12 protein-coding genes are annotated in these 15,392 nt (G+C 70.5%); 11 read left to right on the top strand and 1 reads right to left on the bottom strand.

The annotated features are described in order from the left end of the window. Both KR546_RS07190 and ndk read left to right on the top strand, forming a co-directional pair. The coding region (locus KR546_RS07190) for a bifunctional folylpolyglutamate synthase/dihydrofolate synthase (protein WP_274387724.1) at positions 1-1,331 on the top strand (1,331 nt) is incomplete at its 5' end. A 129-nt stretch (positions 1,332-1,460) separates the two neighbouring features. Beyond that, positions 1,461-1,880: a nucleoside-diphosphate kinase gene (ndk, locus tag KR546_RS07185; RefSeq protein ID WP_238444021.1), complete on the top strand. Its 420-nt coding sequence runs from the start codon at positions 1,461-1,463 to the stop codon at positions 1,878-1,880. Positions 1,881-2,047: 167 nt separating this feature from the next. Here ndk and KR546_RS07180 read toward each other — a convergent pair whose 3' ends face one another. Then, entirely contained in the window at positions 2,048-3,025 is a 978-nt protein-coding gene (locus KR546_RS07180) for a threo-3-hydroxy-L-aspartate ammonia-lyase (protein WP_238444020.1), read from the bottom strand. A 209-nt stretch (positions 3,026-3,234) separates the two neighbouring features. On the opposite strand from KR546_RS07180, the gene KR546_RS07175 reads away from it, so the two are divergent. From KR546_RS07175 to KR546_RS07130, 9 genes are all read left to right on the top strand, one after another. Then, the gene (locus KR546_RS07175; RefSeq protein ID WP_238444019.1) at positions 3,235-4,878 is read left to right on the top strand and encodes an outer membrane protein assembly factor BamB family protein; all 1,644 of its coding nucleotides are present in this window, start codon (positions 3,235-3,237) and stop codon (positions 4,876-4,878) included. Between the two features lie 309 nt (positions 4,879-5,187). Further along, positions 5,188-5,679: a JAB domain-containing protein gene (locus KR546_RS07170; RefSeq protein WP_238444018.1), complete on the top strand. Its 492-nt coding sequence runs from the start codon at positions 5,188-5,190 to the stop codon at positions 5,677-5,679. Between the two features lie 372 nt (positions 5,680-6,051). Next, the gene (locus tag KR546_RS07165) at positions 6,052-7,065 is read left to right on the top strand and encodes a rod shape-determining protein (protein WP_238444025.1); all 1,014 of its coding nucleotides are present in this window, start codon (positions 6,052-6,054) and stop codon (positions 7,063-7,065) included. 74 nt (positions 7,066-7,139) lie between these two features. Further along, positions 7,140-8,141 (top strand): rod shape-determining protein MreC, encoded by a 1,002-nt coding sequence (mreC, locus tag KR546_RS07160; protein ID WP_238444017.1) that lies wholly within the window; start codon positions 7,140-7,142, stop codon positions 8,139-8,141. Then, positions 8,141-8,653, top strand: a complete 513-nt coding sequence (mreD, locus tag KR546_RS07155; RefSeq protein WP_238444016.1) for a rod shape-determining protein MreD — start codon at positions 8,141-8,143, stop codon at positions 8,651-8,653. The genes mreC and mreD overlap by 1 nt, the downstream gene beginning before the upstream one ends. 169 nt (positions 8,654-8,822) lie before the next feature. Further along, positions 8,823-10,925: a penicillin-binding protein 2 gene (gene mrdA, locus KR546_RS07150; RefSeq protein ID WP_238444015.1), complete on the top strand. Its 2,103-nt coding sequence runs from the start codon at positions 8,823-8,825 to the stop codon at positions 10,923-10,925. A 61-nt stretch (positions 10,926-10,986) separates the two neighbouring features. Continuing rightward, on the top strand, positions 10,987-12,174 hold the full coding sequence (rodA, locus tag KR546_RS07145) for a rod shape-determining protein RodA (protein WP_238444014.1): 1,188 nt from the start codon (positions 10,987-10,989) through the stop codon (positions 12,172-12,174). Positions 12,175-12,567: 393 nt separating this feature from the next. Further along, on the top strand, positions 12,568-14,634 hold the full coding sequence (locus KR546_RS07135; RefSeq protein WP_238444013.1) for a TIGR03960 family B12-binding radical SAM protein: 2,067 nt from the start codon (positions 12,568-12,570) through the stop codon (positions 14,632-14,634). Next, on the top strand, positions 14,631-15,377 hold the full coding sequence (locus tag KR546_RS07130; RefSeq protein ID WP_238444012.1) for a TIGR03936 family radical SAM-associated protein: 747 nt from the start codon (positions 14,631-14,633) through the stop codon (positions 15,375-15,377). The genes KR546_RS07135 and KR546_RS07130 overlap by 4 nt, the downstream gene beginning before the upstream one ends. Positions 15,378-15,392 lie beyond the last annotated feature (15 nt).

Below are 15,392 nucleotides of genomic sequence, written 5' to 3'. Positions count from 1 at the left end.
CCCCGCCCCGAACCCCTCCTGCAAGGAACGTCGTGGACTTCGCCACTGCCCGCCGCGTGCTCGACGCCCGCGGACCCGGCCGCATGGTGCCGGACCTCTCCCGCATCACCGCGCTCATGGACCTGCTCGGCAACCCCCAGCAGGACCTGCCGACCATCCACGTCACCGGGACGAACGGCAAGACCACCACGACCCGGATGATCGCGGCGCTGCTGTCCGAGCTCGGGCTGACCACCGGCACCTTCACCTCGCCCCACCTGCAGACGGTGCGGGAGCGCATCCAGGTCGGGTTGCAGCCGATCGCCGAGGAGGACTTCGCCCGGACCGTCGAGTCGGTCCAGCACGTGGCCGAACTGGTGGACGCGACCGGCGAGGACGTCACGTTCTTCGAGCTGCTGGTCGCCATGGCGTTGTGGACCTTCACCGACCTGCCGGTCGACGTCGCGGTCGTCGAGGTCGGCATGGGTGGTCGGTGGGACGCCACCAACGTGGTGCGTGGTGACGTGGCCGTGATCACGCCGGTCGACGTCGACCACCGCGAGCTCGGCGATCGGCGCGCCACGGCCGGGGAGAAGTCCGGGATCATCAAGGCCGGTGGTCGGGTCGTGGTGGGGGAGCAGGACGACGAGGTCCTGGCGATCGTCACCGCCGCGGCTGGCGAGGTCGACGCACCCGTCCGCGTCTTCGACGAGGACTTCGGGATCGAGGACCGGGCCATCGCGATGGGCGGCCAGCAGGTCGACCTGCGGATCGGCGAACGCGTGGTGGCCGACGTGTTCCTGCCGTTGCACGGCCCCCACCAGGCCGAGAACGCCGCGATCGCGCTGGCGGCCGTGGCCACGTTCCTCGGGCCGTCCTTCGACGAGGTCGACGACGACGTGGTGCGGGCCGGGTTCGCACGGGTCGACTCGCCGGGACGCATGGAGGTGGTGGCGCGCCACCCCACCGTCGTGCTGGACGGCGCGCACAACCCGCACGGGGCACGGGCCACCGCACTGGCACTGGACGAGGCGTTCACGTTCCGCAACGTCGTGCTCGTCATCGGGTGCATGGCGGACAAGGACCTGCCCGGCATCGTCGGTGCCTTCCGGGACGTCGTCGACCACGTGGTCGTGACGGCCCCCGACTCGCCCAGGGCCGCCACGGTCGCCCAGATGGCGGCCGTGGCCCGCGAGGTGTTCGCCGGGACGGGCATCGCGGTCGAGGAGGCCGCCGACGTCGCCGAGGCGCTGGAACTGGCCACCGGGGTCGCCGGTGAGGGCGACGGCGTGGTCGTCACCGGGTCGCTCATGACCGTCGGTGCCGCACGCGACGTCCACCTGCCCGCCTGACCCGCCGACGCGTCCGCAGCACCGCGGGGCGTTGCGTACCGTGTCCGGTCGACGTGGTGGCCGACGAGCCACCCTCCCACGAGACCATCTCGACACCCGACCGAGACCCGACCCGGACAAGGACGTCCCATGGCAGCCGAACAGACCCTCATCCTCGTCAAGCCCGACGGCGTCGCCCGTGGGCTGGTCGGCGAGGTCGTCAGCCGCATCGAGCGCAAGGGCTACACGATCGAGGCGCTCGAACTGCGCACGCTGGAGCGCGAGACCGCCGAGGAGCACTACGGCGAGCACGTCGACAAGCCGTTCTTCGGCGAGCTGGTCGACTTCATCACCTCCGGCCCGCTGGTCGCGATGTGCGTGTCCGGCGACGACGCGATCGTCGGGATGCGCACCATCATGGGTGCCACCAACCCGATCGAGGCGACCCCGGGCTCGATCCGCGGTGACTTCGCCACGGTCATCGGCGAGAACATCGTCCACGGCTCCGACTCGACCGAGTCGGCCACCCGCGAGCTCGGCATCTTCTTCCCCGACCGCGTGCCCGGCTGACTCGCACTGCTCCGGTTCTTCCTGGCCTCCGGGCACGTTGGAGTTGCTCGCCAGGGGCTCGCAACTCCCGCTTCTGAGCTCGGCTGAATCTCGCCAAACCCCGTCGAGCGTGACCCTTCGGTGCAGACTGTTGCCCGATTCGGTCACGCCCGGCGGGGTGGTGTGGGTCAGGTGGGGGAGGGGCCGTCGGCGAGGAGGGTGGCGTAGCGGTCGAGGTCGACGTTGCCGCCGGAGACGATGACGCCGACCCGCTGTCCCGCGACGTCGTCACGTCGGGCCAGGGCGGCGGCCAGTCCCAGGCAGCCGGTCGGCTCGACCACCAGCTTCATGGTGGCGGCGAACCTCCGCATCGCCTCGACCAGTTCGTCGTCGGTCGCGGTGAGGACGTCGTCGACGTCGCGCTGGATGATCGCGAAGTTGTGCTCGCCCAGGCTGGGCGTGGCCGCGCCGTCGGCGATCGTGCGCGGGGGGTCGATGCGCACGACGTGCCCGGACCGCAACGACTGCTGGCCGTCGTCACCGGCGGCCGGCTCGACCCCGTACAGCCGGCAGTCCGGGGCCAGTTGCCTGGTCGACAACGCCGTGCCGGCCAGCAACCCGCCGCCACCCAGTGGCACGAACAGTGCGTCGAGCGTCCCGACCTCCTCGAACAGCTCGAGCGCGGCCGTGCCCTGGCCGGCGATGATGTCGGGATGGTCGTAGGGCGGCACCAGCGTCATGCCACGCTCGGTGGCCATCCGGCGGCCGATCGCCTCGCGGTCCTCGGTGTAGCGGTCGTAGGTCACCACCTGCCCGCCGTAGCCCTTCGTGGCCGCCACCTTGGACGCGGGAGCGTCGGTCGGCATCACGATCGTTGCCGGCATCCCCAGCTCGCGCGCCGACAGGGCGATCGCCTGGGCGTGGTTGCCCGACGAGAACGTGACCACGCCGGCATCACGCTGGCGCTCGTCGAACCGTGACAGCGCGTTGAACGCCCCGCGGAACTTGAACGCGCCCATCCGCTGGAGGTTCTCGCACTTGAAGACGACCTGTGCACCCACCTCCTCGTCGATCCGTCGCGACCGCAGGACGGGCGTGCGGTGGGCGGTGCCGGCCAGGCGGTCGGCAGCGGCCCGGACGTCGGCGAAGGTGGGCAGCTGCGGCACGGTCGGCCTCGAGGTCGGGGTCGGCGGCCTGCGGGTGGACCGGGTCCGGGTGGGCAGTCGCCGAGCCGGTCGGTCACCGCGGGCACGCGACGGAGGATGGCCCGACAACGACCCGGAGCGCAACCCGGACCTCGTCGGTGTGCCCGCGTTCGTGGTCCTCATCGGGGGTTGCACACACGGGGCCGGCGGATGTGTCACCCTGTGCCGTCATGAACCAAAAGCTCCGGGTCCTCCCGTTCCTCGTTGCTGCGCTCGTCGTGCTCGTGGGCGGCGTCGCGCTGGGTCGCGCCCTGTCGCCGGACGCGGCGGGCGACTCCGTGGCGGCGGCACCGCGCGACGAGACGCCCTCGCCCACGCCGTCGTCGTCCGATCCCACGACCGACCCCACGTCCGGTCCGACGGAATCGCCGACCCCGTCGCCCACGCCGTCACCGACCCCGACCGCACCGCCCGACCTGGCCGGTGGCGTCAGTGCCCCGTGGGGCGAGGTCGAGGGCCTGACGATGTTCCGGGGCAACCCGACGCGGACCTGGTACGGCACCGGTCCGATCCCCGACGAGCTCGAGGTGCAGTGGCGGTTCCCCGACGAGCCGATGTGTGGCAACTCCCCGGTCGCGGGCGAGGACAAGGTCTGGTGCGGGACCGGCTGGACCGGCCAGCCGCTGGTGTGGGAGCGGCCCGACGGCATCACCGAGGTGATCCTGGGTGCCTTCGACAAGTCGATCCACTTCATCGACGCGGCGACGGGGGAGCGGACCCGGCCCGACTTCGACATGGGCGACATCATCAAGGGCACCGTCACGCTCGACCCGGACGGCTACCCGCTGCTGTACGCCGGGTCGCGTGACGACGAGTGGCGGATCATCGCACTGGACCGCGAGGAACCCACCGAGCTGTACAGCCTCGCGGCCGACGCCGTCCCCGGGATCTGGAACAACGACTGGGACTCCAACCCGGTCGTGGTCGACGACATCGTCTACGTCGGAGGCGAGAACAGTTGGTGGTTCGCCATCGAGTTGAACCGCGACACCGATGACGACGGCCTGGTCACCATCGACCCCGAGATCGTCTTCGACATGCCCGCCTTCACCGACGAGCTGGTCGCGCAGGTCGGGCGCCAGCAGTCGGTCGAGAACTCCACGGCGATCTTCGAGGACCGCGCCTACTTCGCCAACTCCGGCGGTCGCGTGGTCGGGGTCGACATCTCGGACCTGCCCGACGACGCGGAGGTCGTGTTCGACTTCTGGATGGGTGACGACGTGGACGCCTCGATCGTCGTCGACGAGACCGGCGACATCTACGTGGCGGCCGAGATCGACCTCGCGACGGACCGGGGCGAGGAACTCGGCCAGCTGGTCAAGCTGGACCCCGACGAGCCCGACGACCCGGTCGTGTGGAGCCTGGACGTCCCGGCCTCCGGCGGGTTCGACGGTGGCATCTGGGCGACGCCGGCCCTGCGCGGCGACCGGTTGTACGTGTCCACCAACCCGGGCGAGCTGTGGGTCGTCGACCGCGACTCGGGCGAGATCCTGTGGTCCGACGACGTCGGGGGGTGGGCGCAGTCCTCGCCCGTCCTCGCGGGCGACCGTCTCCTCCTGGCCGTGAACTGCTTCACCGAGCCGGCCCTGCGGGTCTACGACATCTCCGATCCCGACAGCCCCCGCCAGGTCTCGGACAACGTCGTGACCCAGGGTTGCATCGAGTCCACGCCAGCAGCGTGGGGTGGCCAGATCTTCGTCGGCTCGCGGGACGGCTACCTGTACGCGCTGACGGAAGCCGGGGCGGACGACGCGTCGACCCCGGCCGACACCGCCACGCCATCCGAGGAGTCCACCGCCGGCCCCGACGGCTGACCGCCTCGCTCCTCCGCCACGACCCGCAGTCCACACCTTCCCCGAGTGGGTGCGGTTTGGTGCGGTTTCCGCTCGGTCGTGCACCCGCTTCGGTCCGTCGGGGCACGTCGGGGAGGAGTGGGTGCGGTTCGGTGCGGTTTCCGCTCGGTCGTGCACCCGCTCCTGGCACTGGGCGGCTGGGGCCGACGGCTGACCACGCCGTCCACAGGTGCGAAGACGGGGCATCGGGGTGGGATCGTCGTCGGGCATCGTCGGGGGATCGACCGGCGAGGACCGATGACGACGATCGTGACGCATCAGCAGGACCACGTGGGGCAGGATGCATGGAGGCAGGGGGCGCGAGGTGGGGTCGCCCAGGCCGAGCCGCGCTGTCCTGCCTGCGTCGCGGCGACGGCCCGGGCGGTCGACGCCGCCGCGGGGGAGCGGCTGGCCGTCACGTCACCGGAGTCGGCCGCCACCGTCGTCGCGCCGGTCCTGGCCGGGCGGGATCGCGAGGCGTGCGTCGCCGTCGCCCTGGACACGCGCCATCTCGTGCTCGACGTCGGCGTGGTCAGCATCGGCTCGCTCGACCACACCTTCATGGCGCCACGCGAGGTCTACCGTGATGCCCTGCTCGTCAACGCGGCCGCGGTCGTGGTCGCCCACAACCATCCGTCGGGTGACCCGACCCCCTCGGCCGACGACGTGGCGGTGACGACCCGCCTCGCCCGGGCCGGGGAGGTCGTGGGCGTGGACCTGCTCGACCACCTGGTCGTCGCAGGCTCGCGCTGGCAGTCCCTGGCCAGGCAGGGTCACTGCTGAATCGTGGCCGGCGTTCATCGGGACGGCCGTCCGGACGGGGGGCGATCGGACCAAGTCCGTTCAAAAACAACACTGGCAACACTGGCAACATACGGACTCGGTAGACTACGGTGCACCTGCCGAACCTCTCGCCATGACGCGCGAGGGGTCAGCGTGCAACCGGCCATCCAGCCGTGTGTCGATGGTCCGGTGGCAGCGATATCTTTGGCCCGACAGGGTCGGGGTGTCATGCAGCGCTGCAACCGGTCCGACGTCCGGCCGCGCGTCCGGTCCACACACGTCCGGCCGCCCGACCGCACCTCCGTCCATGCCTGCTGACAACGTTTCGTCCGAAGGGTCCGCTTCGTGGCCTCCAAGTTCTCCAACATCCACATGCTCGGCCGTGACATGGCCGTCGACCTCGGCACGGCCAACACGCTGGTCTACGTGCGGGGTCGCGGCATCATGCTCAACGAGCCCTCCGTGGTCGCCATCAACACCAAGAACGGCGCGATCCTGTCGGTCGGGGCCGAGGCCAAGCGCATGATCGGCCGCACCCCCGGCCACATCATGGCGATCCGGCCACTCAAGGACGGCGTCATCGCCGACTTCGACGTGACCGAGAAGATGCTGCGCTACTTCATCCAGGCCGTGCACAAGCGTCGGTTCCTGGCCAAGCCACGCGTCGTCGTCTGTGTCCCGTCGGGCATCACCGGGGTCGAGCAGCGCGCCGTCGAGGAAGCCACGATGTCGGCCGGCGCCCGCGCCGCCTACATCATCGAGGAGCCGATGGCCGCGGCCATCGGGGCCGGCCTGCCGGTCCACGAGCCGGCCGGCAACATGGTCGTCGACATCGGTGGTGGCACCACCGAGGTCGCGGTCATCTCGCTGGGCGGGATCGTCACCAGCCAGTCGATCCGGATCGGCGGCGACGAGCTGGACGACTCGATCATCTCCTACATCAAGAAGGAGTACTCGCTGATGCTCGGCGAGCGCACCGCCGAGGAGATCAAGATGGCCATCGGGTCGGCGTTCCCGCTGCCCGACGAGCCCCACGCCGAGATTCGCGGTCGCGACCTGGTGTCCGGGCTGCCCAAGACGATCGTCGTGTCGTCCGAGGAGATCCGCAAGGCCATCGAGGAGCCGGTCAACTCCATCGTCGACGCGGTCAAGAACACCCTGGACAAGACCCCGCCGGAGCTCGCCGCCGACATCATGGACAAGGGCATCGTGCTGGCGGGGGGCGGTGGCATGCTGCGCGGCCTCGACGAGCGCCTCAAGCACGAGACCGGGATGCCGATCCACATCACCGACTCCCCGCTGTCGGCGGTCGCGGTGGGTTCGGGCAAGTGCCTCGAGGAGTTCGAGGCCCTGCGCAAGGTGCTGATCTCCTCCTCGCGGGGATGACCCGGCACGCCAGCGCCCGTCCCGCGGGCGCGGCCCGACCCTGATCCACGCCCGACCGTCGACGAGGAAACCCGGTGTTCCAGCGACGTCGCGCGCGCATCCTGCTGGCCGTCTCGGTCGTGGTGGTGCTGGTGCTGGTCACGGTGGACTTCCGCTCCGAGGCCGGTGGTGACGACCTGGGAGGGCGGCTGCGCAACGGCGTGTCCGTCGTGCTGGGTCCCGTGCAGGACGGCCTGTCGACCCTGGTCCGCCCGATCGCCAACGCGGCCGGCAACGTCGGCGAACTCTTCTCGATCCGCGCTGAGAACGCTCGCCTCCGCGCGCAACTCGCACAGGTCGAGGAACGACGACTGTCCTACGACGACGTCGTCCGCGAGAACGAGGAACTGCGCGCCCAGCTGGACTTCCGCCAGCGCAACGAGCTCGAGACCGTCTCGGCCCACGTGACCGCCCAGGGCGCCTCCAACTTCGAGTGGACGGCGACCATCGACGTCGGCACCGACGACGGGATCCGTCCCGACATGCCCGTGACCGACGGTGACGGCCTGGTGGGACGGGTCATCGCGACCGCCAGCAACTCCTCGCGTGTGCTGCTGTCGATCGACCCCAACTTCGGCGCGTCCGTGCGCATTGCCGAGACCGGGGTCATCGGGTCGCTGCAGGGGGACGGCAACGAGCCGATGATCTTCGAGCCCCTGATCACCGACGTCGAGATCGAGGTCGGCCAGGAGATCGTGACCTCGGCCTACCAGGGCGGCACCTTCGTGTCGGGCATCCCGGTCGGGGTCGTGACGAGCGCGGAGGTCGAGGACGGACAGCTGTCACGCACCGTGGACGTGCTGCCCTACGTCAACTTCTCGACCCTCGACATCGTCTCGGTGGTGCTCACCGAGCCGGCGGCCCCCGACGAGCCCCTCGAGCTCGATCCCAGTCCGTCGTTCTCGCCACCGCCCGTGGACCCGCAGCGCTCCGAGGCCGAGGTGCCCACCATCCCGCCACCCGTCGACGACGCGGACGGCGCCGGCGAGTCCACCGAGCCCGACGCTCCGACGCCCACCGACGGGCAGGACACCTGATGGCGCGTGCCCTGGTCATCGGCCTGCTGCTGGTCATCGCGGCGCTGGTGGAGGTGTCGCTGCTGCCGGTGCTGACCGTGTCGGGCTTCACCCCCGACCTGCTCCTGCTGCTCGTGATCGCCTTCGCCCTGGACGACGGGGCCCTGACCGGCGTGCGGGTCGCCCTGCCGGCGGGGCTGCTGACCGACCTGTTGTCGTCGACGACGCCACTGGGCCTGTCCGCGCTGGTCTACCTGGGCGTCGGCTACGGGGTCGGTGCCGCGCGCCCCTACCTCGCGCCCGAATCGCTGACCGCGCCCACCCTGTTCGCCGGGGCCGGGACGTTCCTCGGGGTCGGCGGCTACGGGATCCTGTCCGCCCTGCTCGCCCGAGCCTCCGCGTCGGCGCTGCTGGTCGCCGAGGCCGCCCTCGTGGCCACCGTCTACGCGATCCTGTTGGCCCCGGGGGCATTTGCCCTGACTCGATACGTTGACCGACACTTCCCCGTCGAGGTCCCGTCCACCAGCGGATGACGGCCGCCGGTCCCGGATCCCGACGGCGTCGCAACCTCGACACCGATCCGGACGTCGGACCCCACGACCTCCGGTCGAACGCCCCGGGCTGCCCACCGGCACCCGACCGGCAGCGACCCGCCCGCCCCCCGGCCACACGCCCGCCGCGACATCCAGCAGGTTGACCAGCATGGCACAAGACGACTACTCCCCGGGGTTGCGCCTCACGGTGCTGACCATGGTGATGGTGGGTCTCGTCGTGGCCCTGGTGTCCCGGCTGTACTACCTGCAGGTCCTGGCCGGGGACAGTTTCGAGTCGCTGGCCGTGCAGAACACCACGACCCAGGTGACCTCCGAGGCCCCGCGCGGTCGCCTCCTGACCTCCGACGGCAGCGAGCTGGTCCGCAACCGGATCGCGCTGGCCGTCAGCGTCGAGCGCGACCGCTTCCTCGACCGCATCACTGGCGAGCCGCTGGACGACCCGCAGGTGCAGGCGACGCTGGAGCGTCTCGCCGCCCTGCTCGACCAGCCCGTCGACGAACTGGTGGAGTCGATGCAGTCGCTGTCCCGGTCGGTGTTCCGACCGGTGCCGGTCGCGGTCGACGTCGCGCCCGAGGTCGTGTTCAGCGTGCAGGAGCACCCCGAACTGTTCCCCGGCGTCGTCGCCGAGCGCCTGCCCATCCGTGAGTACCCCCAGGGCCAGACCGCGGCCCACCTGGTCGGCTACACCGGCGAGATCACCGAGGGCGAGCTGGCCGACGAGCGCTGGCTGGACTTCGACCCGGGCGACGTCATCGGCAAGGCCGGCATGGAACGCGTCTACGACCAGGCGCTCCAGGGTCGTGAGGGCGTGCGCCGCATCGAGGTCAACGCCAGCCGGACACTCGTCGGCGAGATCTCCAACACCCCGCCCGTGCGGGGCAACGACGTCATGCTGACCCTCGACCTCGAGCTCCAGCAACAGGTCGAGCAGATCCTGGCCGAGGGCATCGCCACCGCCCGCGAGGACTTCGTCTTCGAGCTCAACGACGGCACCGAGGTGCCGGTCGAGGCCACCGGTGGCGCCGCGATCGTGATGGACCCCACCACCGGGGCGATCCGCGCCATGGCGTCCAACCCCACCTTCGACCCACGCGGCCTGGCGTCGGGCTCCTCCGAGTACTTCGACTACTACTTCGACCGCGACGACCTGTACGGCGATCCCGGTGTGAACCGGGCCGTGGGTGCGACCTACCCGCCGGCGTCGGTGTGGAAGGTGGCCTCGGGGCTCGGTGCCCTGCGTGACGGGCTGTCGCCCAACGACGAGGTGGGCTGTCCCCCCACGCTCGAGGTCGGTGGGCGCGAGTTCGACAACTGGAACGACGAGGACGAGGGCGAGATGGACCTCGCCGCCGCCCTCCAGCGTTCCTGCGACACCTTCTTCTACCGGCTCGCGGCCGATCAGTGGGCGCAGGAACGGGCCCAGGAGGAGGAGGGCGCCGACGTGGACGACATCGACGAGGTGTACGCCGACGCCGCCCGCGAGTTCGGCTTCGGGGACACCGTCGGACTGGACATCCCCGGCGAGGCGACCGGTCGCGTCCCGGACCGTGAATGGCGTCTCGACTACTGGTTCGAGACCAAGGACCTGAGCATCGAGGAGGGCGACAGCATCAACGGCTCGTGCACGATGGCCAACGAGGTGCTGTCGTCGGGTGACCCCAACTACGACCTGTACCGCGACCTGTGCGACTTCGGCCACATCTGGCGTGGTGGTGACGCGGTCAACATGTCCATCGGCCAGGGCGACGTGCTGGTCACGCCGCTGCAGGTGGCGGCCGCCTACGGCGCCGTCGCGACCCGCGGCACCGTGATGCGCCCCCACCTGGGCGAGCAGATCCTCGACCCGTCGGGCGACGTCGTGGAGACCATCGAGCCCGAGACCTACACGACCATCGACGCCCCCGACGAGTGGTGGGACGAGCTCCAGCAGGGACTGGAGGACGTCGTGATGTCGGAGGAGGGGACCGGTCGCGTGCCCTTCGACGGCTTCCCGCTCGACGAGTACCCGATCGCCGGCAAGACCGGCACCGGCCAGGCCGGCTTCGACGTCGAGGAGGACCGGGAGCAGGTCCCGTACTCGTGGTTCGCGTCCTACGCGCCTGCCGACGACCCCCAGTACGTCGTGGTGGTCGTGATCGAGCGTGGTGGTGGCGGTTCCCAGACCTCGGCGCCGATCGTGCGTCGCATCTGGGAGGAGATCTTCGACCTGCGCGCCACGCAGATCGAGGCCGGCCCGGACGACGTGGACTGATGATGGACTTCATGACCGCCTCGATCGCTCCGCAGCGAGCCGTGGAACGGCGAGCCAGATCATGAGCGACACCTACTTCGGCAGCGATCGCACCCGGCGGATCCAGCGTGAGCAGGTCCAGAGCCGATGGATGCGTGCCTACGAGCCGATCCGCCACCTCGACCCGATCCTGGTCGCGACCGCGCTGGTCCTCACCGGGATCGGCATCGCCATGATCTTCTCGGCCACGACCACCCGGGTCGGCGAGACCGGTGCGCCCGACCTGTCGTTCGTGCTGCGCCAGCTGGTCGCCTTCGGGGTCGGCATCGTCGCGATGATCATCACCGCGGTGCTGGACTACCGCTGGATCAGGGCGCTCGCACCGATCCTGTACGGCGGCTCGATCATCCTGCTGGTCGCCGTGCTCCATCCGGCGGTCGGCACGCTGGTCAACGGCTCGCGTCGCTGGATCAACATCGGCGGGTTCAGCCTGCAACCGTCCGAGCTGGCCAAGATCGCCGTGATCGTGGCCGTCGCGGCACTGCTGCACGAGCGGCGTGGTGAACCGACCATGCGGACCCTGCTGGCCTGCCTGGCGTTGGCCGCGGTCCCGGCGGGGCTGATCTTCCTCGAGCCCGACCTGGGGTCGGCGATCGTCATCGTGTGGTTGCTGTTCGTGATGTTCCTGGTCGGTGGGATCCCGTTCCGGTGGTTGGCCGGCCTGGCCGTCGGCGGCATCGGCGCCGTCGTCTACGCCTTCGTCGGGGGCTTCATCGAGTCCTACCAGCTGGAGCGACTGACGGCCTTCCTCGACCAGGGCAACGTCGGCGAGGCCGGCGGTGCGCTGTACCAGCTCAACCAGTCGATGATCGCGATCGGGTCGGGACAGCTCGCCGGGCAGGGTTATCGGCAGGGCACCCAGAACGCCGCTGCCTTCATCCCGGAGAACCACACCGACTTCATCTTCACCATCGTCGGCGAGGAGTTCGGGTTCGTCGGGTCGCTGGTGATCCTCGGCCTGTTCGTCATCCTGATCTGGCGAGGGGTGCGGATCGCGATGATGTCGCGTGACCTGTTCGGCACGATCGTGTCGTCGGCGATCGTCGGCCTGCTGGGCCTGCAGGTGTTCGTCAACGTCGGCATGACGATCGGGATCGCCCCCATCACCGGCATCCCGTTGCCGTTCGTCAGCTACGGCGGCACGTCCCTGATCATGTGGTTCGCACTCGTCGGACTCCTCCTCAACATCCACATGCGCCGGTTCTCGTAGTCGAGGGTCGTCTCCCACGTCGTCGCTGCGCTCCTCGTGTGAGTCTCCCGGACCCCCCACGCTGGCCGCCCCGGACGGCTCGCTCCTGGCCGGTCGCGCCGTCGGGAGGCGGGCGGCCAGATGTTCCCCCCAAGGGGGGAACCCCCGTTCGCGCGTGCCATTGCGTGCGTGGTGGGTGGTTCGTCCGGCTTCTGGCCTCGGCTCGCTTCTGCCGGCCGGGGGACGGTCGCCTCGGTCGTGGGGGTGGGCGTGGTGCGCTAGCCTCGCAGGGACACGTCGGTGTGGGTGCCGTGCAGCTCCGGACACTCGCCGGCCTCCCGAAACGGGGGCTGAGCAGGCCCGTCGACAGCGCCGGTCCTCACCCCGCACACGACCTATCCATCGGAGCGCCGCATGCGCGCTGCAGCCCCCCCGACCACCCCTGACGCCGCCGACCTGGACGCCATCCGGCGTCCACGTGACCCGGTCGTGCCCCCGTCGTACTGGGACGTGCTCGAACGGCTGTTGCCGGACGTCTCGCAGCCGGCCCAGTACGTGGGTGGCGAGCACAACCAGGTCGTGACGCCGTGGGCGCGCGCCCGGACCCGCTGGCTGCTGTGCTATCCCGACACCTACGCGATCGGCCAGCCCAACCAGGGCATCCAGATCCTGTACGAACTGCTGAACGAGCGTTCGACGAGCCTGGCCGAGCGGGCCTACGCCCCGTGGTTCGACCTCGAGGAGAAGATGCGCGAGCGCGGCATCCCGACGTTCTCGCTCGAGCACCACTATCCGTTGTGGGCCTTCGACGTGTTCGGGGTGACCCTCCCGCACGAGCTCGGCCACACCAACCTGCTGAACCTGCTCGACCTCGGCGGGGTCCCGATCCACGCCGCCGACCGGACCCTGGACCACCCGATCGTGCTCGCCGGCGGCCACGCCGCGTTCAATCCCGAGCCCCTCGCGCCGTTCCTCGACGCGGTCGTCATGGGCGACGGCGAGGAGGTCGTGCTCGAGATCGACGACGTGCTGCGGCGGGCCAAGGAGGACCGGGTCGCCGGTCGCCTGGCCGACCGCACCGCGCTGCTGGAGCGGCTCGCGGGTGTCGAGGGCGTCTACGTGCCGGCCTTCTACGAGCCCCGCTACGCCCCCGACGGCACCCTGCGCGCCACCGTGCCGGTCCATCCCGGTGCCCCGACGCGCGTGCCCAAGCGCACCGTGCAGGACCTCGAGGACTTCCCCTATCCGCAGAAGCAGATCGTCCCGATGACCGAGACGGTCCACGAGCGCTTCTCGGTCGAGATCTTCCGGGGCTGCACCCGGGGGTGCCGGTTCTGCCAGGCCGGCATGATCACCCGACCGGTCCGCGAGCGTCGGCCCGAGACCATCCAGCGCCTGGTCACCGAGGGTGTCGCCGACACCGGCTTCGAGGAGGTCGGGCTGCTCAGCCTGTCGTCGGCCGACCATGCCGAGATCGGTGACATCGCCCGCAACCTCGCGGACGTCTACGAGGGGACCACCACCTCGCTGTCGCTGCCCTCCACGCGGGTCGACGCCTTCAACGTCACCCTGTCCAACGAGCTGGCCCGCAACGGCCGGCGCACCGGGCTGACCTTCGCGCCCGAGGCGGGCAGCGAGCGGATGCGCGCGGTCATCAACAAGATGGTGTCCGAGGAGGACATGCTGCGCACCGCCGAGATCTCGTTCGCCAACGGCTGGCGCCACGTCAAGATGTACTTCATGGTCGGCCTGCCCACCGAGACCGACGAGGACGTGCTCGCCATCGCCGAGATGGGCATCAAGGTCTACGAGATCGCCCAGCGACACGGGCGGGCGAACAAGGCGACGATCTCGGTCGGGGGGTTCGTGCCCAAGCCGCACACCCCCTTCCAGTGGGCCGCCCAGGACACGCCCCAGGAGATCCAGCGCAAGCTCGACCTCATCCTCGAGCAGATCAAGCCCCACCGTGGCCTGCGACTGCGGACCAACGACCCCGAGGAAGGCGTCATCGAGGGCCTGCTCGCCCGCGGCGACCGCCGGGTGGCACCGGTGGTCGAGCGTGCCTGGCGCCTGGGCGCGACCTTCGACGGCTGGCACGAGTCCGAGACCCTGCCCCAGTGGCACCAGGCCCTCGCCGACGTCGGCATCTCGCTGGAGGAGGCCTCCCACCACGAGCGTGGTGAGCACGAGGCGTTCCCGTGGGACCACCTCGACGCGGGGCTGGACAAGCAGTGGCTGTGGGACGACTGGCAGGACGCCATCAGCGAAAAGGCCCTGGACGACTGTCGCTGGATCCCCTGCTACGACTGCGGTGTGTGCCCCGGCCTCGACATCCAGCACGACACGGCCTACACCAACCCCGAGACGCGTGGGCCCAGCCTGCCGATCCTGGCCAGCGGCCCGGCCACGCCGGCCTCCCCCGCACCGCTGGGCGGCAGCCCCGACCTGCCCACCTCGGCGGCGCGACTGGAATCGCCGTGAGGCTGCGGATCCGCTACACCAAGCAGGGACGGGTGCGGTTCATCTCCGCACGCGACCTGTCGTCGGTGTGGGAGCGCGCACTGCGTCGCGCCGAGATCCCGATCGCCTACAGCCAGGGCTTCACGCCCCACCCCAAGGTCTCCTTCCCCGACGCGCTCCCGGTGGGCTACGCCTCCACCGGCGAGTACGCCGAACTCACCCTTGCAACCGACATCGATCCCGGCACCGGCCTGGCGCGGCTCTCCGCCGCCCTGCCGACCGGGATGGACATCACCACCTACCTGGTCGTGCCTGACGGTGCTCGCCGATTCGCGAAGTACCTGCAGGCCACCCTCTGGGACATCGCCTGGGAGCCGGACGTCGACACGACGCCGGACCTGGTCGACGACCTCCGCCACCGCGCCGACGCCCTGCTGGCGTCGGACGCCGTCGAGGTGGTGCGGCACCGCCCCAAGGGCGACCGCATCCTCGACGTGCGACCACCGCTGGTGGACGTCGCCGTCGACCCGGGCGACCCCTCCGAACCCCGTGCCATCTTCCGTGCGGTCCTCCGCAACGACGGTCCGACCATCAGACCGACCGACCTCAAGGTCGCCCTCGACGGCCTCGCCGACCATCCCCTGCCCGATCCACGTCTGTACACCCGCGTGGCGCAGGGAGCGGTGGTCGACGACGGCGTCGTCGAGGCGCTGACCCAGCAGGTCGAACCCCTGACACCGGGTCGCCACGCGGAGGCTGCTTGACCAAGCGAGCCTGCC

This window comes from Salsipaludibacter albus (assembly GCF_019798055.1).
GTDB classification, from domain to species: domain Bacteria; phylum Actinomycetota; class Nitriliruptoria; order Nitriliruptorales; family Nitriliruptoraceae; genus Salsipaludibacter; species Salsipaludibacter albus.
This window is presented reverse-complemented; position numbering and strand designations above follow the sequence as displayed.